The 21,353-nt window shown below is 52.7% G+C and carries 22 protein-coding genes; 9 read left to right on the top strand and 13 right to left on the bottom strand.

What is annotated here, in order from left to right; genetic code table 11:
• Position 1: 1 nt before the first annotated feature.
• The 4 genes from MKY86_RS11045 to MKY86_RS11030 all read right to left on the bottom strand — a co-directional run bounded on the left by MKY86_RS11045 (position 2) and on the right by MKY86_RS11030 (position 3,057).
• Positions 2 to 1,282, bottom strand: a complete 1,281-nt coding sequence (locus tag MKY86_RS11045) for an MFS transporter (protein ID WP_076074854.1) — start codon at positions 1,280 to 1,282, stop codon at positions 2 to 4.
• Complete coding sequence (locus MKY86_RS11040) at positions 1,275 to 1,940, bottom strand: TetR/AcrR family transcriptional regulator (RefSeq protein WP_076073870.1); 666 nt, start codon at positions 1,938 to 1,940, stop codon at positions 1,275 to 1,277. Before MKY86_RS11040 ends, MKY86_RS11045 begins: the two co-directional genes overlap by 8 nt.
• 263 nt (positions 1,941 to 2,203) lie before the next feature.
• Positions 2,204 to 2,554 carry an ArsR/SmtB family transcription factor gene (locus MKY86_RS11035; RefSeq protein ID WP_340826882.1) on the bottom strand — a complete coding sequence of 117 codons (351 nt, stop codon included), beginning with the start codon at positions 2,552 to 2,554 and terminating at the stop codon, positions 2,204 to 2,206.
• Positions 2,555 to 2,601: 47 nt separating this feature from the next.
• Complete coding sequence (locus tag MKY86_RS11030) at positions 2,602 to 3,057, bottom strand: MarR family winged helix-turn-helix transcriptional regulator (protein WP_076073865.1); 456 nt, start codon at positions 3,055 to 3,057, stop codon at positions 2,602 to 2,604.
• A gap of 175 nt (positions 3,058 to 3,232) precedes the next feature.
• Between MKY86_RS11030 and MKY86_RS11025 the strand changes: the two genes are divergently transcribed.
• Entirely contained in the window at positions 3,233 to 4,192 is a 960-nt protein-coding gene (locus MKY86_RS11025) for a quinone oxidoreductase family protein (RefSeq protein ID WP_076073862.1), read from the top strand.
• Positions 4,193 to 4,377: 185 nt separating this feature from the next.
• On the top strand, positions 4,378 to 4,983 hold the full coding sequence (locus MKY86_RS11020) for a histidine phosphatase family protein (protein ID WP_076074852.1): 606 nt from the start codon (positions 4,378 to 4,380) through the stop codon (positions 4,981 to 4,983).
• Between the two features lie 113 nt (positions 4,984 to 5,096).
• On the opposite strand, the gene MKY86_RS11015 is transcribed toward MKY86_RS11020, so the two are convergent.
• Positions 5,097 to 6,143 (bottom strand): aromatic ring-hydroxylating oxygenase subunit alpha, encoded by a 1,047-nt coding sequence (locus MKY86_RS11015; protein WP_076073859.1) that lies wholly within the window; start codon positions 6,141 to 6,143, stop codon positions 5,097 to 5,099.
• Positions 6,144 to 6,491: 348 nt separating this feature from the next.
• On the opposite strand from MKY86_RS11015, the gene MKY86_RS11010 reads away from it, so the two are divergent.
• From MKY86_RS11010 to MKY86_RS10990, 5 genes are all read left to right on the top strand, one after another.
• On the top strand, positions 6,492 to 7,322 hold the full coding sequence (locus MKY86_RS11010) for a PRD domain-containing protein (protein ID WP_036729881.1): 831 nt from the start codon (positions 6,492 to 6,494) through the stop codon (positions 7,320 to 7,322).
• A 138-nt stretch (positions 7,323 to 7,460) separates the two neighbouring features.
• Entirely contained in the window at positions 7,461 to 9,368 is a 1,908-nt protein-coding gene (locus MKY86_RS11005) for a beta-glucoside-specific PTS transporter subunit IIABC (RefSeq protein ID WP_076073857.1), read from the top strand.
• Positions 9,369 to 9,395: 27 nt separating this feature from the next.
• Positions 9,396 to 10,853 carry a glycoside hydrolase family 1 protein gene (locus MKY86_RS11000; RefSeq protein ID WP_076073854.1) on the top strand — a complete coding sequence of 486 codons (1,458 nt, stop codon included), beginning with the start codon at positions 9,396 to 9,398 and terminating at the stop codon, positions 10,851 to 10,853.
• Between the two features lie 5 nt (positions 10,854 to 10,858).
• Positions 10,859 to 11,809, top strand: coding sequence for a 2-keto-3-deoxygluconate permease (locus tag MKY86_RS10995; RefSeq protein ID WP_076073852.1), 951 nt, complete (start codon positions 10,859 to 10,861; stop codon positions 11,807 to 11,809).
• 191 nt (positions 11,810 to 12,000) lie between these two features.
• Positions 12,001 to 12,543: an NADPH-dependent FMN reductase gene (locus MKY86_RS10990; protein WP_036729889.1), complete on the top strand. Its 543-nt coding sequence runs from the start codon at positions 12,001 to 12,003 to the stop codon at positions 12,541 to 12,543.
• A 111-nt stretch (positions 12,544 to 12,654) separates the two neighbouring features.
• Here the strand turns inward: MKY86_RS10990 and MKY86_RS10985 are convergent, their stop codons facing one another.
• Complete coding sequence (locus MKY86_RS10985; protein WP_083684313.1) at positions 12,655 to 13,716, bottom strand: LuxR C-terminal-related transcriptional regulator; 1,062 nt, start codon at positions 13,714 to 13,716, stop codon at positions 12,655 to 12,657.
• Positions 13,717 to 13,839: 123 nt separating this feature from the next.
• Between MKY86_RS10985 and MKY86_RS10980 the strand changes: the two genes are divergently transcribed.
• Positions 13,840 to 14,967 (top strand): saccharopine dehydrogenase family protein, encoded by a 1,128-nt coding sequence (locus MKY86_RS10980; RefSeq protein ID WP_076073849.1) that lies wholly within the window; start codon positions 13,840 to 13,842, stop codon positions 14,965 to 14,967.
• 5 nt (positions 14,968 to 14,972) lie between these two features.
• Here MKY86_RS10980 and MKY86_RS10975 read toward each other — a convergent pair whose 3' ends face one another.
• The 4 genes from MKY86_RS10975 to MKY86_RS10960 form a co-directional block, all read right to left on the bottom strand.
• Positions 14,973 to 15,752 (bottom strand): DUF817 domain-containing protein, encoded by a 780-nt coding sequence (locus tag MKY86_RS10975; protein ID WP_340826879.1) that lies wholly within the window; start codon positions 15,750 to 15,752, stop codon positions 14,973 to 14,975.
• Positions 15,753 to 15,781: 29 nt separating this feature from the next.
• Positions 15,782 to 15,997, bottom strand: coding sequence for a helix-turn-helix domain-containing protein (locus MKY86_RS10970; protein ID WP_076073844.1), 216 nt, complete (start codon positions 15,995 to 15,997; stop codon positions 15,782 to 15,784).
• A 10-nt stretch (positions 15,998 to 16,007) separates the two neighbouring features.
• Positions 16,008 to 16,496, bottom strand: a complete 489-nt coding sequence (locus MKY86_RS10965) for a DUF2975 domain-containing protein (protein ID WP_076073827.1) — start codon at positions 16,494 to 16,496, stop codon at positions 16,008 to 16,010.
• 102 nt (positions 16,497 to 16,598) lie between these two features.
• On the bottom strand, positions 16,599 to 17,480 hold the full coding sequence (locus tag MKY86_RS10960; RefSeq protein WP_076073825.1) for a LysR family transcriptional regulator: 882 nt from the start codon (positions 17,478 to 17,480) through the stop codon (positions 16,599 to 16,601).
• Positions 17,481 to 17,639: 159 nt separating this feature from the next.
• Here MKY86_RS10960 and MKY86_RS10955 point away from each other — a divergent pair, with 159 nt between their 5' ends.
• Positions 17,640 to 18,323, top strand: a complete 684-nt coding sequence (locus MKY86_RS10955; RefSeq protein WP_076073822.1) for an O-methyltransferase — start codon at positions 17,640 to 17,642, stop codon at positions 18,321 to 18,323.
• 95 nt (positions 18,324 to 18,418) lie between these two features.
• Here the strand turns inward: MKY86_RS10955 and MKY86_RS10950 are convergent, their stop codons facing one another.
• From MKY86_RS10950 to MKY86_RS10940, 3 genes are read right to left on the bottom strand one after another with little or no spacing between them, the layout of a single operon-like run.
• Positions 18,419 to 19,339, bottom strand: a complete 921-nt coding sequence (locus tag MKY86_RS10950) for a metal ABC transporter substrate-binding protein (RefSeq protein ID WP_076073820.1) — start codon at positions 19,337 to 19,339, stop codon at positions 18,419 to 18,421.
• Entirely contained in the window at positions 19,336 to 20,178 is an 843-nt protein-coding gene (locus MKY86_RS10945) for a metal ABC transporter permease (RefSeq protein ID WP_036729903.1), read from the bottom strand. Before MKY86_RS10945 ends, MKY86_RS10950 begins: the two co-directional genes overlap by 4 nt.
• Positions 20,171 to 20,914, bottom strand: coding sequence for a metal ABC transporter ATP-binding protein (locus tag MKY86_RS10940; protein WP_340827797.1), 744 nt, complete (start codon positions 20,912 to 20,914; stop codon positions 20,171 to 20,173). Before MKY86_RS10940 ends, MKY86_RS10945 begins: the two co-directional genes overlap by 8 nt.
• Positions 20,915 to 21,353: the final 439 nt, after the last annotated feature.

Below are 21,353 nucleotides of genomic sequence, written 5' to 3'. Positions count from 1 at the left end.
GTTACCCCCTGCTCTCAAGACTTGTAATGGATTTGAGCCGATAGATCATAACCGAAGCGGCGCTTAACAGCAGGCCGGCAATGATGATGAGAAGTCCCATCCCCCGCCCGCTGCCAGTGCCGATGATCCGCCCCACACTATCCGCCAGAACTCCGCCGCTCACCAGCAAGGGAGTAAATACGTAGTCTGCCAGCACACCTGCCAGCATATAAGCCGCCACGAATCCTAGCTGTGAGAGCAGTCCGATCAATGACCAGGCTCTCCCCTGAACGGAATTGTCAATATTGGTGCGGACCAGATAATCCAGGGCCGTGTTCGTAAAGGGCAACATGGCAAAAAACATAAATCCGGCAGCGCCAATCAGCACAATATTCTCACGCAGTCCGAAGACGGCGATACTGATTCCTGAGCAAAAAAGCGACACTGCCAGCATGCGTACGAAATTTTTTTGTATCCGCAGCATCCCTATAATGACACTCGACACCAGCATTCCCGATGCCATGACCGTCTCAAGCGTCCCCAGGACCGCACTGCTGGAGAACGCCAGAATCATCGGCATGGACAAGGTCTCGATGAACCCGATGAAGAAGGTCATGACCGAGGTCATAATCACCAGCACCAGTACTCCCCGATTCCCGGAGACTGCTCTCCAGCCTTCTTGAAATTCACGGATAAAGGCCGGTGCCTGCTCCGTCTTCTTGGAGGTAAGACCGCTGCGGACAGCAAGCGTAGTAGGCACGGTTAGAAAAAAAGTACAGATATCGATGATCAGCAGCAGCTTCACATCAGAGACTGTAAGCAGCAGCCCGGCAATGAGCGGCGAAATCAGATATTTCGCTGAGCCGGCAATCTGCACAAACCCGCTGGCCTTCGTATACTGCTCCTCGGTAAGCAGATCCGTTATCGTAGCCTTATAGGCGGGATCAAGCAAGGAGGAGAATACCGAGCTTACAGTCACCCCTAAGCAGATCTGCCACAGCTGTGCATCTCCATTCAGCAGGCAGACCAGAATATAGATCAGACCTAAGGCAGAGAGCGTATCCCCCAGCACCATCAGCAGCCTGCGGTCATAGCGGTCCGCTAGCACGCCAGCGACTGGACTGAGTAGGAGGGAAGGCATGAATGCCAGTAATGTCACCAGCGCCATAGCCGAAGCCTGCCCGGTCTGCTGTAAGGTATATATCCCCAGCCCGAACGCGGTGAGCCCGCCGCCGATAGCTGAGATCAGTTGTCCTGACCACAGAAACAGGAATCTGCCGAAGCCTGTGCCGGATCTATTCATCACCATTGCCCGCTTCCACTCCACCGGAGCCGCCGAACATCTGCATCACACTCATCAGACTTCCGCTCCCGGCACCGAGCAGCCTTTCCACATTGGCGATGAAGGCCAGAATGCGTGACATACGCTCCTCTGCCGTCATTTCAACTATGTCATTATCAAAAATGGTGGTGGCATAGACAACAACCATCTCCATACACTCATACGGATAGGGAGTATTGAATATTCCCTGCTCTATCCCCTCGCTGATGATGGAGGCCAGAATGGGCGGAACGCTGCGGATGACCGCCTTCTGAACCTTCTGATGCATCAGCGCATTCTGCGGCTTGTGGATATGCTCCATAATCTCCGTGCTGCTGCCGTCTCCGCTGCTGATGTTCAGCGCCATGACCGCACGGAGAATCCGCTCAATGACGGGGATGCTCTTGTCTTCAGCAACCTGCTGCGCGGCATGAAGGATAGTGGCATTCGTCCGCTCAATCAGCGCGTCCATAATATCCTCCTTCGACTTGAAGTGATAATACAGTGTCCCGCGCGCAATGCCGACCTTGCCCAGAATATCGCCCGTGCTGGTACCGTCGAAGCCCTTCTGTCCGAACAGCTCCTCTGCTGCATCCAGAATCTCATTTCTGCGGGCTTCTGCTTCTTTTACAACTCTCATGGTCATGTCTCCTTGTGGTAAAGCTGGGATTGTACTAACTTTGGGTGTAACTGTACATGCATCTTTGGGTGTAACTGTAGCTTTATTTGTAAATAAACAATCACCGACCGACTGTCTGTCGGTAAGTGATTATAGCATAGCATGCTTTTCTGAAACAAGGTAGCTTAAATTTTGCATATACATTTGTCCCGTGCACCCACGCACCCTCACAGCAGTAATTGTAATCGGTTTTTCGCATACCGCACAGCAGGGATTCTCCATGATCAGAGAATCCCTGCTTCACGCTCGCATTGTGCCAGAACCTTCTCCAGCCCGTTCACCAGGCTTTTGAGCACCATCAGCTTGCTTCCAGAATCAAGCCGGTAATAGTTACGGGTGCCTTCTTTTTGTACGCTAACTATCTCCGCTTCTATCAATATTCTCAGATGATGGGACACGGCCGGACGGGAAAAGTGGGTGATCCCTCTTATCTCGCCTACACGCATGCCCGGATCTTGCGGCCCTTGCAGCAAGGCCATCAGGATGGCTTGCCGGGTCTCGGCACCGACCGCGTTCAATACCTTCAGTGAATTCTTGAATTGAGATACCAGCTCATTCATAAGCTCCTGATCCATGAAAATCCCTCCTATGTGCTTCATCGTTACGAATCCTATCGTTTCGTTCAGCGGCTCATCCCTGGAGCAGTGACCAGAATCTTGCTGGCCAGGGCTATCATCTGTGCCCGCTCTTCCCCGGTAAGACCATCGGTTACCGCCGTAATCTGCCGCTCGATCTGCTCCCCGACCTCGTGAATAATCTTCCAGCCTGCCGGAGTAGCCTTCACATTGAATGCCCGCCGGTCACTCTCTGATACGGTACGCTCTACCAGCCCGCGGCGCTGCGCCCGGTCAACGAGCCCTGTAATACTGGATTTGTCGAGGCCCAGATGCTTGGCCAGCTGCAGCATTCCCGGCTCCCGGTCGCGCAGTATCCCCAGCAGACGGATCTGAATGATCGACAGATCATGCTCCGTTCCTATCCGGGCAAGGATATTCTGCACCAGGAAGGATAGCTGCACAAGGCTGTCTACCATCGACAGATCATCCAGCTTATCAAAAGAATTATCGTAACCGCTCATTGATTTCACTCCGCACTTTTGTATATTTCAGACCTGTTCGCTCCTATTGTACCACAGCAGCCGTTGACTTTGTACGTAATACAAACTATATTGTTTGTATTACAAACTTTTTAGTTTGTTTCACAAACCAAAATTACTCACCCGGGTAACTATCCGGGTAAATGGAGGCCTATTTATGTACGCTGCTATTGTAAGATCCTTCGATTCAGGTCCGAAATACGAAAAGCTTGCAGCTCCTGTACCTTCAGGAGAACACGAAGCTCTGGTAGATGTGCTGGCTGCCGGACTACATCTCCGGGTCCGGGCACAAGCCAATGGCTCTCACTACACCAGTACGGATGAACTGCCGCTAATCCCAGGCATTGATGGCGTCGGACGGCTCCCGGATGGCAAGCTGGTCTATTTTGTAGCCGCCGATAATGCCCCGGGATCGTTCGCAGACCAGACCCTCATCGATCTTCGCCGTGCTGTCCCGCTACCCGGAGATGCTGATCCCGTGCTCATCGCCGCCGCGATGAATCCGGCCATGTCCTCCTGGGTAACTCTCCGCCGCCGGGTTCAGGCTAAGCCCGGGTTCAAGGTTCTTATTCTGGGTGCTACCGGCAACTCCGGGCAGATGGCCGTGCAGATCGCCAAGCTTATGGGAGCCAGTCAGATCATCGCTGCCGGGCGGAACCCGGAACGTCTGCGTTCGCTTACACAGTATGGTGCAGATGTAGCCATATCTCTTACCGGGGATCCCGAGACAGTGTCCCGGAACCTCGGCGAAGCCTCAGCTGAAGTGGATATCGTTCTCGACTATCTGTGGGGTGATCCTGCTGCACTCTCCATGCTCCCGATATTAACCCGCCGGTCCGACCGCAGCCGGCTGTTAACCTGGATTCAGATCGGTTCCATGGCAGGCGCGGACGCCGCGATTCCTTCCGCTGCACTCCGTTCTGCCAACTTCCAGATCATCGGCAGCGGCCAGGGGTCCGTCACGCCTGCCGGATATCTGGCCGAATTCCCGGCGTTGATTGAGGCGATTGCAGAGGGTCAGCTTACAGCGAACCCTATCATTTATCCGTTATCTCAGATTGAACAAGTATGGAAGAATCCGCCAGACAATCAGCAGCGTATTGTCTTCGTGCCCTAAAATAAGCAATCCTGAACCCTCCAAGCAAGCTGTGTCCGGGTATTGTCAAGCTACGTTACTCCTACTGTAACTTCTGTTCTTGAACATTCTGGAAAGTAAGTGATAGACTTAGCAGGATATCCTTTTTGAAGGAACCTTTTAAGGAATCATACTTACGCATCATAGAACAGGGGGCCGAGGAGCAGTTGGCGATATATCTGGTAAGACACGGCAAGGATGACGAAGGATATCGCGGCGGATGGAGCCAGCGGGGACTAAATACCCAAGGCTACAGACAAGCCGAGAAGCTGGGCTGTTTTTTGAGAGAGAATTCGGCTTCATTCCCTATACAACGTATAGTCAGCAGCGATCTGCAGCGGGCGCTGGATACAGCCGGCGAGCTGGCAAGAGAGCTAGAATTACCCTTGGAGCGCAATATGGATTGGCGGGAGATGAACAATGGTGTGATCGCCGGCATGCCGAACGAAATCGTGAATGAACGTTACCCCGGCTTATACTTCTCAGGACTGCGGATGGACGAGCGTTACCCTGACGGAGAGAGTCCGCTCGAATTCTTCACACGGATTCAAGAGACCTTCACCCGGCTCAGCGAAGAGTATGCGGACAGCGGCCCTGATGATAACATAATTATTGTTACACACGGCGGTGTCATAAATATCATCTATCACATCATCAAAGGGATCGACTGGAATAACCGGGGCAGTAAATTCCCTGCTTCCTATGCCAGCCTGCACAGAATCGGGCTGGTGGACGGAAGATGGAGCCTGTCGCTGGAAAATTATACGGTCTAGCTGCTGCCGCCAGCTTTGCGTTTCGCAGCAGCCTCCACCCAATCAACACAACAGCACACGCCCGGCTGCCGAGCTTCTGCTCTCTGCTGCCGGGCGTGTGCTGTTAATAATGCTCAGGACGTATAATTCTGCCCCAGCCCTAGACTGCTTAGCAGTTGTCTATAAGCAATGGAGGTGCGGTCTGCCGGAATATGGGCTTCAGCCTGCAGATCCAGCGGGAGATCCTCCGGCGTCTGCGACTCCACCATCTCCGCATCCTCCTGGAACACCTGCAGATTGAATTTCACCGTGTCCTCTAAGGGCGTATTCTTATCAAAATTCCGCGAGATCGGGCAGAACAGCCGGGTATAACGGGCCGATACCGGAGAAGCACAGTTCAGAATCTTCAGCCTGCCCTCATCCGGGAAATAGACAGTTAGCGAAGCGGCGAACGGTGCGAATACACGGAACTCCCGCAGCCACTGGAAGCCTTCCGGCGCAGGATTCTCCTGCCCTTTGCCATAGTTGCTGACCGTGCTCCAGTATTCGGCCACCAGCTCCGTCTCCCCTTCACGCCACACCTTGTACTGGGGAACCTCTGTATTATTGCGGTCACCGAAGGTTGCCGTATGCACGTAAGCGAAATGGGATACATCAAGGAAGCCTTCCATCTGCCGCCCGGACGAGCCGGCAATATCGAAGCTCGGGATCAGAATATTAATATAGTCGGGATCATCCCAGGCCGGGAAGGCGGGAATCTGCTCCGGCGCATCTGCCAGGCAGGTCCAGATCAGACCGTAGCGTTCGATGGCCGGATAGACAATCAATTTCAATTTAGGCGAGATTTTGGCGCTTGGATGTGCCGGTACCGCAGTACATTTCCCCTCACAATTATAGCGGAACCCGTGATACGGGCAGACAATCTCCCCGTTCTCCACCCATCCCTTACTCAGCGGGGCTCCCCGGTGAAAACACAGATCCCGGGCAATAACCACCTTGCCTCCGCTGCGGTAGCATACCAGCTTCATATCCAGCAGCTTCACGGCCACCGGCTGATCCTGTACCTCTGCTGCTGTAGCCACCGGATACCAGTACTGGGCCAGAATACGCCAGTCTTCTGGTGAGAAGGTGCAATCACGCGGGAGTTCAAGCTCTGCCTGCCGTTTCTTTTCCTCTATCATGGCTGCCCCACCTCTCCATATATTATAGATACATAAGATTGCTTAATTATATGTCAGAATAACTGACTTGTTGAGTGTATTTTAAGCTAATTTCATTATGACAATCAATTATTTCGCTGAATATTTTGTATTCGAGCCTAAAATCAGCTATTTAATGTTATGCAAAGTGACATATAAATTGATTTCTAATACCCTTAAAATGCATGATTGACATTTCGAAGCTGCTGATTATAATAAGGTTATATTCCTTACACGGACTGTTACTGGGCAACCAGGCATGACCGAAAACGATTACATTTTTTTGTAATCCTTTTCGGTCATTTTTATTTGGCGGGGAGGTGAGTATGTATGAAGGTCATCAAAAAAGTGAACAACAATGTAGCTATTGCTATTAATGACAACAATGAGGAAGTGTTTGTGGTTGGCAAGGGCGTTGGTTTCCCAAAGACCCCCTATCAGTTGACTGAAACCGATATGGTGGTGGAGAAAATCTTTGTCGCTCCCAAAAACATCCGCATGTACGACTTGTTGAACAGCATTCCGATTGAGCATATCTATCTGGCGGAAGAAGTCATTACCATGGGCAGCGACATTCTGCATAAGACGTTCAATACCAATCTGCTGCTCACTCTCTCTGACCATATAAGCTTTGCTCTGGCCCGTACCCGTGAAGGTGTCTCCATCAAGAATCCGCTGGAATGGGAAGTGCGCACCCTATACCCGGATGAGACCCGTGTAGGTGAAGCTGCAGTCCGGTTAATTGAAGCTACAGCGGGAGTCCGTCTCCCGGCAGCCGAAACGACCCTGATTGCCTTACATTTTGTGAATGCCCAGGTGGGGTCTGGAGAAATGAGCGATACAACCAAAATTACCACCGTTACCGGCGAGATGCTGTCCATCATCAAATACGCGCTGAAAATTGATTTTGAGGAAGAGTCCATTCACTTCATGCGCTTCGCCACCCATGTCCGCTATTTCATCATGCGGCAGATGAGCGGCAAGTCGCTGAAGAAAGAGAATGAAGCGTTGTTTGAGATGGTAACAGAGAAATTCCCGCGTGAACTGGAGTGTGTGGAGAAGATCGCGGCATTCCTGCAGAACAATTACGGCTGGAGCTGCACCAATGATGAGAAGCTGTATCTGATTCTTCACATTCAAAGGTTAATCTCCAACGACTAGCCGGCCCTGCCCGATAATTGCATACTATGAATTGGACTGTTACTGATTCGATCAGGCATGACCAAGCACACGGGAATGACGATTCCCTGGCTTGGTCATTTTTTTATTCCCAGACTACTTTATGTAAGGAGAATGGTCATGAATAACAAGGAATTGGCCCAAAACGTACTGGAGCTTGTAGGCGGCGAACGTAATATCTCATCGCTCACCCACTGTGCAACACGGCTGAGATTCGTGCTTAAAGAAGACAGAAAGGCCGATCTGAAGGCGCTGGACCGACTTGAAGGCGTACTGAAGGCGCAGAATGCAGGCGGGCAGGTTCAAGTGGTGGTCGGGAACAAGGTAGATGCTGTGTATGCTGAGCTGCGCAATCTCACCTCGGGGAACCTCCAGAGCGAAGACGGAGATGCAGCTCCCAAAAAGAAACAAAATCCGGTAAATGTGGTGCTTGAGACGATTGCAGGCATCTTCACTCCAGTGCTCCCGGCCTTGATCGGCTGCGGTATGATCAAGTGCGTGGCTACAGTATTGGCAGCGCTAGGATGGATGGAAGGCTCCGGGTTCCTGTCCATCGTCAATATGATTGGCGATCTGATTTTCTACTTCCTGCCCTTCTTCATCGCTGTAAGTGCTGCCCAGAAATTTAAAACCAATCCGTATCTGGCCGTTGCGCTTGCTGCCGGATTAATGCATCCCGTGATTCTGGATGGCGCAGCCAAAATTGCCGAAACCGGCGTGAAAACAATCGATTTCCTCGGCATGCCGATCCTGCTGATGAAATATTCCTCGTCGGTGATTCCAATCATTCTGGGCGTGTGGGTCATGAGCTACCTCTACCCTGTAGTGGACAAATTCATCCCCAAGTTTCTGCGGGTGCTCTTAACTCCAATGATTGTATTGTTCATCATGATCCCGCTGGAACTGATCGTACTTGGACCGGTCGGATCTTATATCGGTACTTGGCTGACCGACGGCATCAACTACCTGTATGCAACCGTTGGCGTATTGGCAGGTACGATTCTCGGGTTCTTCAAGCCCATTATGGTTATGTTTGGCATGCATTACGCCATTATGCCGATCCAGATTCAACAGATTGCCAGCATAGGCTCGACCATGCTGCTGCCGGCCTCTCTTGCAGCTAACCTGGCCCAGGCTGGAGCCGCCTTCGGTGTTTTCGTCCTCACCAAGAGCAATACGATGAAATCCGCAGCCGGGTCCAGCGGTTTCACCGCCCTGTTCGGTATTACCGAGCCGGCGATTTACGGCGTTAATCTTCGTTACAAACGGCCGTTCTTTGCCGGGTGTGCGGCAGCCGGACTCGTAGGCGGTTTCTACAGTATTGTTCATGCGAGTGCAAATGCCATCGCCCTTCCGGGAGTCTTGGCCCTGGGAACGTATACAGCAGACCGTTACGTCTATATTGTGATCGGGTCCATCGCAGCAGTCGTTCTGGGATTTGTATTCACCTTGCTCGCAGGCATCAAGGAAGATGCGGGCGGGCAAGCCACTACGAAGGCTAAGAAGAACGCCGCTTCGCCGGCAGCCACTCAGGATGCCACCCCTTCGGTATCCCGCGCTGCGGATACCGCTGGTATGCTGATCGTCAGTCCGATGACAGGTGAAATTAAGCCGTTAGCCGAGGTTGAGGACCAAGCCTTTTCTCAGGAGCTGATGGGCAAAGGCATTGCCATTGTGCCGAGTGAAGGCAGAGTGTATGCCCCTTTTGACGGAGTGGTTGAGGCATTGTACAGAACCAAGCACGCCATCGGGCTTAAAGCTGCTAACGGCGTAGAAATACTGATTCATATCGGCGTAAATACGGTGAGCCTGAAAGGCAAACATTTCAAATCCTATGTAGAGCAAGGACAAACCATACAAGCTGGTGATCTGCTGGTGGAATTCGATCCCGCAGGAATTATTGCCGATGGGTATCCTACCATTACCTCTATTGTCGTGACCAATATGCAGCAGTTCGCCGATGTACTGACGGCCTCAGATAGCGGTTCAATCCAAGAAGGCGAAGCACTGCTGAAACTGATTCCGTAACTCATACAATTAAGGAGGAACACTATAATGACGCAATCTTTGTTTCCGGAAGGCTTCCTGTGGGGAGGCGCTCTCTCCGCCTGTCAGGCGGAGGGTGCTTACAATATAGACGGCAAGAGCCTGACCATTCCTGATGTGATGCAATTCAATAAGAATAACGATCGTAAAGTAACCAAGCAGATGAAGATTAACCGCGAGATGATTGAAGAGGCCAAAAACGATCCGGATACGGTTAAATATCCAAAACGCCGCGGCATCGACTTTTACCACACGTTCCGTGAGGATATCGCTCTGTTCGCCGAAATGGGCTTCAAGGTCTTCCGTTACTCCATCGCATGGGCCCGTGTATTCCCGGGCGGAGACGATGCCGCCCCGAACGAGAAGGCATTGCAATTCTACGATCAGGTGATTGAGGAGTGCCTGAAGCACGGCATGGAGCCGCTGATCACCATTAGCCATTTCGATACGCCGATCGTGCTGATTGACAAATTCGGCGGCTGGTATAACCGCAGGCTGGTGGACTTATATGTCAACTACTGCGAGGTGTTATTCAAGCGTTACAAGGGCAAAGTAAAGTATTGGGTGACGTTCAATGAAATCAATATGAGTGTCAAAGCCGGAGCAAAAACACTCGGAATTATCGAATACGATGCACCGAATTATGAGGAAATGCTGTTCCAGGGGTTACACCATCAGTTCGTAGCAGCATCCAGAGCAACCCGGTTGGCACATGAGATTGATCCGGGTAACCAAATCGGCAGCATGGTCGCTTACTTCACGACCTATCCGTACACCTGCAAACCGGAGGATGCCCTCCAGATGCAGAAGGATGACCAGATGAAAAACCAGTTCTTCCTCGATGTCTTGAACCTGGGCAAATATCCTTATTACGCCAAGACTTATTTCAAAGACAAAAATATCACGCTGCACATCGAGGATGGCGATCTGGATAGCATCCGTGCACATACGGCGGATTACGTTGGTATGTCCTACTACAACTCCATGATCTCCAGCAGTGACACAGAACAGCTCGAACTGACGGCAGGCAACGTACACAGTGTCTATAAAAACCCGCATTTGCCGGAAAATGAGTGGGGCTGGCAGATCGACCCTGTTGGGCTGCGGTATACGTTGAATCTGGTGTATGACCGCTACAATAAGCCTGTGTTTATTCTGGAGAACAGCTCAGGCTTCTACGACAAGTTGAATGAAGACGGTACTGTGAACGATCCTTACCGCATAGAATTCTTGAGAAAACATATCGAACAGATGGGGCTGGCCATTCAGGATGGTGTCGAAATGATAGGCTATACCATGTGGGGGCCGATTGACATGATCAGCTCTTCTACCTCGGAAATGAGCAAACGTTACGGGTTCATCTATGTGGATCAGGATGACTACGGCAACGGGACGATGAAGAGAACCCGCAAGGATTCCTTCTATTGGTATCAGAATGTTATCCGGACGAACGGGGCCGAGCTGTAGGCAGTATGAATATACTACGGTCTGTCCAAAAAATACCCGGCGGTCTGCTCATCGTCCCCATGCTGCTGGCAGCCGCCGTCAACACGGTGTTTCCGCAGCTGTTCGGCATTGGTGATCCTACAACCGCTCTGTTTACCTCCAGAGGAACGATGGTGTTTATCGGCTTGATCCTGTTTGTATCCGGGACGCAGTTGGACCTCCGCCTGCTCCCTGCTACACTGAAGCGCGCCGGGGTGCATGTTCTGGCAAGAATCCTGATCGCCTGGCTGATCGGCTGGGCCTTTGTGCAGGGGTTCGGCGCGGAGGGCTTCGGCGGCATCTCTGCCATTGCCTTCATCGCCGTGATGACAAGCTGCAATCCGGGGCTATATCTGGCACTGATGCATTCTTATGGAGATGAGATGGATCAGGCTGCCTTTGGAATTCTGAACCTGATCGCTGTTCCGGTCATTCCAGTCATGATCCTGAATTCGGCCAGCGGGGCAGGAATTGATTATCTTAGCGTGGCGGCCACGCTGCTCCCTTTTGCCGTAGGTATTCTGCTTGGCAATCTTGATGCTAACCTTCAGAGGATGTTTGCTCCGGGAACAGTGATCCTATTGCCATTCCTTGGCATTAGCTTCGGATCTAGCATCAACCTGAGCCTGGCCTTCCGGTCGAGCTTATCCGGCCTGCTGCTAACCTTACTCTTCTTCCTGCTTTGTCTGCTGCCGCTGGTTATGATTGACCGTCACTTGTTAAAACGCCCGGGGTATGCAGCGGCGGCTACCTGTTCAGTCGCCGGTCTATCGATGGTTGTGCCCGGGATGGCTGCCGGTTTTAACCCAGCTTATGCTCCTTATGCGGATACAGCTATAGCACAGATTGCTTTTACTGTTATCCTGACTTCCATCACCATACCTTATGTGGTTAAACGGCTGGCTGTAAAAGTGAACTCGGCCGAAGCCGGCCATTAGCTGCAACCAGAGTCATCCATTGCGGTCCATTGCCTTCCCAGATTCGGGTCTGCGATTGGGCCGCTTTAATTTTTAGCTAAAAATTTAACTAGGTTTCAAATTTTCACTTGCTTTATTAAAGTTATCAGCTATAATAAAAAACATATCAAGCAAAACAAATTACGGAAAACAAAATTCGAGGAGGAATTACAATGACAACACTTAATATCGGAATTATTCTTGGAAGCACACGCCAGGGCCGCGTTAGCCCGCAGGTAGGCGAATGGGTGAAGGGGATCGCTGATGCCCGTGGAGATGCTAATTACGAAATCGTAGATATTGCTGACTTCAAGCTACCGCTGCTCGGGGAGAGCGACAGCTACGCTGAAGCTCAGGCTTGGGCAGCTAAGCTGGCTACCCTGGATGGATTCGTATTCATCGTTCAGGAATATAACCACAGTCTCTCCGGTGCCCTGAAGAACGCACTGGATTCTGCCCGTGAAGAATGGAACAACAAGGCTGCCGGAATCGTCAGCTACGGCTCCGCCGGTGGCGCCCGCGCTGCTGAGCATCTGCGCGGTATTCTCGGCGAATTGTCCGTTGCCGATGTTCGTGTCCACCCGCTGCTCTCGCTGTTCACCGATTTCGAGAATGGCTCGGTGTTCAAGCCGGCTGACCTGCATGCTGCCAATGTCAATGCTATGCTGGATCAGGTCTTGGCTTGGAGCGGCGCGCTGAAGACACTGCGCCAGTAAGAGTTCATTCGAAGCAGTTCCAGATCTGTAAAAGTCTAAACATGAAGCAAGGGGAATCTCCAGCCAAAGGCTGTGGAGATTCCCCTTATTTGTTCTTAGTGATTCTTGGCCTTATCGCGGAAGCAGCCGGCTGATCAGCTCTCTGCGGCTGGATACACCTGTCTTGGCGAAAATGGATTTCAAATGATCCTGTACCGTGTAGGCGGAGATATGCAGCGATTCGGCCAGCTCCTTGGTCGATAACCCCAGCGCCAGCAGCTCTGCCAGCTCCTTCTCCCGCGCGGTCAGGGCGAAGGCTTCGGCCAGCAGCCGGAAGACATCCCCGGAGCGGGCACTCACCAAGGATACGGCGAGCTGTGTCTGCGGGCCGCCAAGCAGGCTTGCGGTAACTGTCAGATACGCCCCGTCGCCGATTGGAAGACTTATTCTTGCCTGAGAAGTCCCGGCTCCGGCGGGCTTCTTCGCGCCGAGCACCCGCAGGCATACGGCACGCACCGGACCGGGAAGCTGCCCTTCTTCCAGCTGCTCCAGGTTCCAGATCTGCTTCAGCCAATAACGGGCTGCTGCATTCGCACTGACCGCTACCAGCCGCTCACTCAGCACTAGAATACCGTTATCCTCCGGCACTGCCCGGTCCGCTCCGGATACCGGCAGGACAGAGGCATACGCACGCAGACGTTCAGCGATCAGCGGAGCTACCGAAGCCAACAAGGCGCATTCCTGCTCCTGAAACGTCGGCTGGCCCAGCGGACGGAATAAGGTCAGGAACCCCCAGCAGACCCCGCCTGTACGCAGCGCCACGCGCAGCTCATCCCCGAATCCGGCGGGCTGCAGCACCTTGCGGTACCGCGCGCTTTTCTCCAGGCTTCCCCCGGTCACTCCGCTTAAGCAGACTGCCGGAATATCCGACACCGCTAACTGCTCATACTTCATATAATCCTCATGCAGATATTCATACTCGAACAATAGCGGATGAACCTCTTCAAGTCCCTGCTCCGTGACCGCCCCTGTGGTTAAAAGCGTGTGCGGATCTACTGTCGTACAACAGGCCGCAGCGAATGGAACCAGCAGGCGGAGCCTGGCAATCACCGCTTCGCGGTACTGCTGTGAATCCAGAACCGGACCACCCCGGGCAGGGTCAAGCTGTAGAATGCTTCTCATAACCTCGTTCATCTTCTGTCCTCCCCGAAATCCCACAAATGTGGGATAGTCTGCCGCCCGCCAAATCAGGATAATAATATGTAAAGTTAATTATACCGCAGATTCTGCAATCCACCACGAAGGACGGGAATACTCATGAAAACAGATATTGTAGTAATCGGCGGCTACGGGCATGTCGGGTCACAGATATGCCGGCTACTCGGGGCACAGCACCCCGGCAAAGTCTACGCGGCAGGAAGAAACCTGAACAGGGCCGAGGAATTCTCCCGCAGTACCGGCGGATATGTGAAGCCGCTGCGCCTGTCGGCAGAGAAGCCGCTTCCCCCAGAGCTGCTGGGGAAGGTCAAGCTGGTCGTCATGTGTCTGGATCAGCAGGACACCCGGCTGGCCGAAGCCTGCCTCCAGAGCGGCACCCATTATGTAGATGTCTCGGCAAGCGGAGACTTCCTGACTATGCTGCAAAGGCTCGACCCTGTGAAGCATAAGCTCAAGGCGGCAGCAGTGCTGAGTGTCGGCCTCGCACCAGGGCTAACCAATCTGCTTGCGGCAAGGGCCGTCCAGGAGCTGGACCATACAGAGCAGATCGACATCTCGATCATGCTGGGACTGGGTGACAGCCATGGACAGGCGGCTATGGAGTGGACGGTGGACAACCTTGGAGCCGACTTCGAGATTACCGAACACGGCAGACCGCGCATCGCCTCAAGCTTCACGGAGGCTAAGACTGCGGATTTCGGGTTTGCTCTGCGGACGCATAGAGCCTACCGTTTTCCTTTTTCGGATCAGATGACTCTGCCTCAGACCCTTGCCGTACCTTCCGTCTCGACCCGGCTCTGCTTCGATTCACGGAGCATGACCTCAGCCGCAGCGCTGCTGCGCCGCACCGGACTCTCCCGTCTGCTGCGTAACCGGACACTCCGCAACCTCGCGGTCCAGGCGTTCACCCGCTTCCGCTTCGGCTCCGAGCGCTACGCGGTCAAAGTCGATGCCTGCGGCACGAAGGATGGCAGGCCCGCCTCCAGAGAATACGGAATTACAGGCGTACATGAAGCATCCATCACGGCGGCAACGGCTGCTGGAGTCGCCTTGAGACTCTATGAGTCAGCACCGTCTCCCGGTGTCTATCATATTGAACAGCTATTCTCCCTTGATTCCAACGGGGAACAATGTTCGCTAATCCCGTCCGTCTCCGGCGGAACCGGGCCGTCCTTCCGTTATCCGCTGGACGGCCTGGCTTATTGGACACGGTCCGGCAGGCCATGATGGCCTTAACTGTGTTCCCCGCCGCGCCGCCCGGCCTTAACATGCTTAAGCTGGGCGACAATAATCACGCTGATAATCACCAGCAGGAACCATGAGCTGATCTTGCCGAAGCCGACCAGCTGCCAGCTCCCGTGCTGGTCCGGGTATTGCCACGCCCCCAGGAAGGTCGCAATATTCTCGGCCAGCCAGATGAAGAAGCCTACAATGGCAAAAGCCAGCACAAGCGGCATCCGGTACGTCTTGCCCTGCACCCGGTAGATGATCCAGGTTCTCCAGAATACCACTACTACCAGAGCTGTCAGCCACCAGCGGAAATCCGGAATATAGTGGTGGGTGAAGAAGTTCAGATAGATCGCTCCGCCCAGCAGTCCCGCAGCGGCAAGACCCGGCCAGCCGGTCAACTCCATCCTCAGCCTGCGCCAGATCTGGCACATGTAGCTTGCCACACTGGCATACATGAATCCGCTGTACAGCGGCACACCGAGCAGCTTCGCATAACCGGGGTCCGGGTAGGCCCAGGAGCCCATTCTTATTTTATACATCTCCAGCACCAGTCCAATCCCATGAAACACACAGATGACCTTGATCTCATCCAGCGTCTCCAGCCCGCTCCGGTACATCAGATACTGTACAGTAAGCAGGATTAGCAGAATCAGATCATAGCGGTGGATGAACGGCAGCTCTGCTGTCCGGGTCAGGATTAACGTTCCAAAGATCGCTACAGGAAAGATACAGCTCATCGCCTGATGATACCCGAAGTGCAGCAGCCGTTTCATCGATCTCAATAACGTTCCCTCCCCGCTCCCGGCGCTCATTATTCCGTGGTATCCGCTGTATATTCCAGAATATCTCCCGGCTGGCAGTCCAGCGCCTTACATATCGCCTCAAGCGTTGAGAAACGGATCGCTTTGGCCTTGCCGTTCTTCAGAATGGACAGGTTCGCCATCGTAATGCCCACCCGGTCCGTAAGCTCGGTTACGCTCATTTTCCGTTTGGCCAGCATGACATCAATGTTGATTATAATCGCCATGGTCGTCACCTCAGACTGTCAGATCATTTTCAGATTTCAGTTCAATAGCGTCTTTCAAAAGCTTCTGGAGAACTGCCGCGAACACGGCAATGACCAGCGAGGCAAAAATAAGGATCATCCCGATGACGATGATCCCCGGGGCATCATCCTTCTCCGCCATCAGATAGAACAGCGGCATACCTATAACGAATATCCCGCTGATGGCCACTGCGCAGTGCTTGATATTCTTCAGCACCTGTACCGAAGCCTCCGAGAAGGCCATGTTCTGGTCAATATACCCCAGCAGCCTGAAGGTCTGATAGAGCGCAATGTAGAAAGCTACCGCCGCCCCGTATAAATCAATCATGACCAGAGCCTTGAGGTACGCATGCTCCGGATACAGCTCGGCTGCAAAGCCGGCGATGGACGGAACCGCAAAGATGCACAGGGCCAGTGCACCCATGCCCAGCAGAAGAATCACAGCCTTCAAAAAAGTGGTTGAAGCGGGTTTACGTTTCATCAAGACAAGCACCTCACTCATTAATTGTGAGTTCAATTTAACACAGTATTTATCGTTTATCAATATATTTAGATTGAATAATAATATTTAATTATTGTTTTATCATTGCCGGCAGATGTCAATAAACCGCTGTAGCCCGGCTGACAGGGTCTCGTTCTTGCGTGTACAGACAGCAATATGGTTGCTAAGCTGAATACCCTCCACCTGTACCCGGCATAACTGCTTCCACTCCACATAGTCCCGCACAGCCAGCGAGGAGATGAAGTTGGCGCCATACCCTGCCATGACCGAACGAATGACTTCGCCCAACCCGCTGAATTGCAGGGTCACACGCGGCGGCTTCAGGCCGTAGGTTGTACAGAGCGAGACCAGACGCTCCCGGGTGGAGCTGCCTTCCTCACGCATCACGAACGGCTCCTGCATCATCTCCGGCAGCGATACCGTACCATTGGCAAAAGGATGGGAAGGGGCCACTACGAACCACAGCTCATCCTCAAACAGCTCCAGCCAGTCTACATCCTCCGGCTTCTCCTTAGCTCCGCCCCCGTAAAAGGCCACATCTGCTTCATGACGCTGCAATTGTTCAAAGGCCTGCGTGGAATTGGTCGTGGTAATCTCAATCTCCATCTCAGGCTGCCCCGCCTTGAACCGGGCGGCCCAGCCCGGGACCAGGAAATTCGCCGGAAGATAGGTAGCGGCAATGCGCAGCTTCCCCTTCCGTCCCTGGCGGTAATCCTCTACGAACTCTTCAATCCGTTCTTCATAGGTGAAGAGATTGCCTGCCTGCTTCGCCAGCTCTGTCCCGAAGGGAGTCAGCGAGATTCCCCGGCCGCTGGGACTACACAGCGGCAACCCCAAATCCTTCTCCAGCCTCTTGATCTGGCTGGTCACCGCCGGCTGGCTGATCCTCAGCCGGGCAGCCGCCTTCGTAACGCTTCCCGTCTCGGCTACATAATAAAAAAGCCTCAGTGCATGAATGTTCATAAATGCGCTCCTATTCATAGGTTGTATTCATAGGCTTCATTCATAACCAATACTTATGACTATGACATTAACATATATTAGTATTATGAATGATAATCCCTTATATTTAAAGCAGTTCTAATACACCAATATAAAAACACAACTAACGGAGGGATTCACATGGAAGAACAAAGTAAATGGAGTAAGGTCGATACCTATTTCAGTGACAGGCTGCTGGCGGCAGATCCGGTCCTAGACGCTGTGCTGGATGCGAATGCCGGGGCAGGCTTACCGGCGATTGATGTCGCTCCGAATCAGGGGAAGCTGCTGTATCTGCTCGCCCTTATGAAGGGAGCGTCCAACATTCTGGAGATCGGCACCCTGGGCGGTTATAGCACCATCTGGCTGGCGCGGGCATTGCCGGAGACGGGCAGGCTGGTCTCGCTGGAATTCGAGCACAAGCATGTTGTAGTAGCTGAGGATAACCTGAGAATGGCGGGGCTGGCAGACAAGACAGAGGTAATTGAAGGCCCGGCGCTGGATTCGCTGGCGCTGCTGGAAGCCCGGGGCGATGAGCCGTTTGATTTCATCTTCATTGATGCCGACAAGCCTAATAATCCGCATTACCTGAAGTGGGCGCTGAAGCTGGCCCGGCCGGGCGCGGTCATTGTGGCTGATAACGTAGTGCGTGACGGCGAGGTTATTGACCCGGGCAGTAAGGATGACCGGGTTCAAGGTATCCGACAGTTCATGGAGCTGCTCGCCGCAGAGCCGCGTATAGATGCTACTGCAATACAGACGGTCGGCAGCAAGGGCTATGACGGCTTCGTGCTCGGGATTGTCACCACACAAAATAACCCCTAAGGATAACGAATAACCCGCAGGCAAGGATAGCAGTGCTTATCCGGCCTTGCGGGTTATTGGTTGTTGCGGGCTCTTTTTCGCACACAGGCATCCGCTTATTCCTTCGACAAGCCCTCAATCACCTGATCGATATTCCACTTAATCATCTTCAAATAGGTGTCGCCGTCTTCGCCTTCCTTAGCCAGAGAATCCGTGAAAATCTTGGAGTGCACCGGCACCCCGGTCTCGCGGGATATGGTCTCCATTGTCTTGGGGTTGACGCTCGTCTCCAGGAATAACGCCGGAATCTGCTTCTCCTTGATAATGCCGATAATCCGGTTCATCTGCTCCGGTGTTCCCTGGCTGTCCGTGTTGATCTCCCAGATGAAGGCGGACTCGAAGCCATAGGCCTTGGAAAAGTATTTGAAGGCCCCTTCACTGGTCACCAGGACACGCTTCTCCTGCGGGACCTTGCTCACGGCTTCCTTGGCATACTGATCCAGCTCGGTCAGCTCCTTCACATACGCGGTCTGGTTATCCAGATAATACTGCTTGTTGTCCGGGTCCCGTTCGATCACACGCGCGGTAATGACGTCCACATACTTGACCGCATTTTGTATATCCAGCCAGGCATGAGGGTCAACCTGGGATTCCTTCCCCTTCTCGGTTAGGTACATCGGCGCAACCTCTTCAGAGACGGCAAACGCGGCCGCTTCCTTTTTCGTCACCTTGAGCAGATCCTGGAACCAGCCCTTCCCGGTCTCCAGATTCAAGCCGTTATAGAAAATAAGGTCCGCACTCGACACCTTGCCTGTATCTGCGGGCAGCGGATCATACATATGCGGGTCTGTGCCGATAGGCACCATGCTATAGACCTCCGCTTTATCTCCGGTGATATTCCGGGTCATGTCGGCAATAATCGAATACGTGGCCACGATCTGCAGCTTACCGTCATCCGCTCCCCCCTTACTGGTGTTGGAGCAGGCTGCTAGTAGTAGAAGGAGTACGGATGCCGATAGTATTTTGAACAGTCTCATGCTTGCTTCAATCCTTTCCGCAGAAAATTATTTTTGGGCGATATGATGAATGAAATGCTGAACAGGGTGACGCCTACCAGCACGATTGTTGCACTTGTCGGCAGATTGTAGCGGAAGCTCACGTATACGCCGATGATCCCCGAGGCTGCCCCTACTGCAGAGGCTAAAACGATCATATGCAGTAATGAATTAGACCACAGATACGAGGTGGCTGCCGGGATGACCAGCATGGCGATGACCAGCACAATCCCGACCTGGGACAAGGAGGAGACGGTCACTACGGAGAGCAGCATCATCAGCAGATAATGATAAAAGCCGGTCTTCAGCCCGTAAGCCTTCGCTACCACGGGGTCGAATGAGCTGATCAGCAACTCTTTATACAGCAGTGTAATAATAGCAAGCACCGCCAGCATGATGATGAAGGATTGCAACAGCTCGGATTGCGGAACGGCCAGAATGTTGCCGAACAGAATATGAGTGAGATCCAGCCCGCTGCGGGCGAACGTAATCAGAACAATGCCGAGTGCAAAGAAGGAGCTGAGAATGATGCCGATGGAGGTATCGCTCTTAATATTGCTGCGGCTGGTGATGAATTGAATGAGAATAGCGGCTAACAGGCCGAACAATGAAGCGCCCAGCAGGATGTTAATGCCCAGAATATAAGACAGGGCGACGCCCGGAAGCACCGCGTGAGATAAGGCATCGCCCATCAGCGACATTTTGCGCAGAACGATGAAGCTGCCGAGCGCCCCCGAGACAATCCCGAGAATAATCGCTGATAACCCGGCGTTAATGGCGTACACTGGAATATTCAGCAGGCTGGATAAGGACTCAAGCATGAGCGGCACCTCCCGCCCCCTGGATCATTACATTGCCGAGGGATGTACCGTAAGCTCTGCGGATGTTCTCCGTGGTGAAGGTATCCTGCACATCTCCGAAGGCGATTAGCTGCTTGTTGAGCAGAATGATTTTGTCAAAATATTCTTCGACCTCATGCAGATCATGATGCACCACCAGGATGGTCTTGCCTTCCTCGCGGAGCTGCTTGAACAGGTTCACAATGATGCGCTCGCTGACCATATCAATGCCCACAAACGGCTCATCCAGGAAAAACACACTGGCCTCCTGGGCCAGCGCCCGGGCGATAAACACCCGCTGCAGCTGCCCGCCGGACAAATTGCTGATCTGCTTATCCGCAAGGTCACCGATCTCCACCATCGCCATGCTGCGCTCCGCAATATTCCGCTCCTTCTTGCCCGGACGCCGGAACAGCTTCAGGTTCGGATAAGTTCCGGTCAGCACCGTATCCTTCACTGTAATGGGAAAAGTCAGGTCAATATCGTTCTTCTGCGGCACGTAGGCGATATTCCGTCTGTACAGGGCGATGTCCTTCCCCTCTGCCTTCACCGTTCCGCTTCTCTTCTTGATCACGTCCAGCAGCGCCTTAATGAATGTGGATTTACCGGCGCCATTGGGCCCGATAATGCCTACCGAATGCCCGAAAGGGATATCGAGCGTCACTCCTTCCAGCGCCGAATGGCCGAAATAATCAACATTTAAACCTTTAATCTGAATCATGTCAGCACCCCGTCTCTTATTTGGTCTATCTAGTCTTTTTAGGTTTTGGGATTGGCCGCAACTTGAATTATTCAGTTCAAACTATCTAGCCTATTAATATGTCTATTGTTTCTCATCTGCATATATGTTTCCTTCGGGAAACTTTTATTCTTATGGATAATATATTTGATCATAGGCAAATTGTCAACGGTAATTTAAATTTAAATTACCGTCGTGGCGTTGGTTAATGTTCAGGGGCAGCGCCTCCCTCTTAGCGGCAAACAGGTGGAAAAACGTATCTTAATTAGCCCACTTCAGGCAAATGCATGGCAACAAGTGGAAATAGTGCAACTAAAATAGTTTGTTTGGGCTTCTGCGGCTAAATAGGCTGAAATTAAGTGTTGTTTATACAACTGTTGTCCGGGAAGCGCTCATTCGTTCATCAGCAAGTGGAGGA

This window comes from Paenibacillus sp. FSL R7-0333 (genome assembly GCF_038000365.1).
Classification (GTDB): domain Bacteria; phylum Bacillota; class Bacilli; order Paenibacillales; family Paenibacillaceae; genus Paenibacillus_AQ; species Paenibacillus_AQ silagei.
Note: the sequence above shows the minus strand (reverse complement) of the source record. Positions and strands in the feature narration are given on the sequence as shown.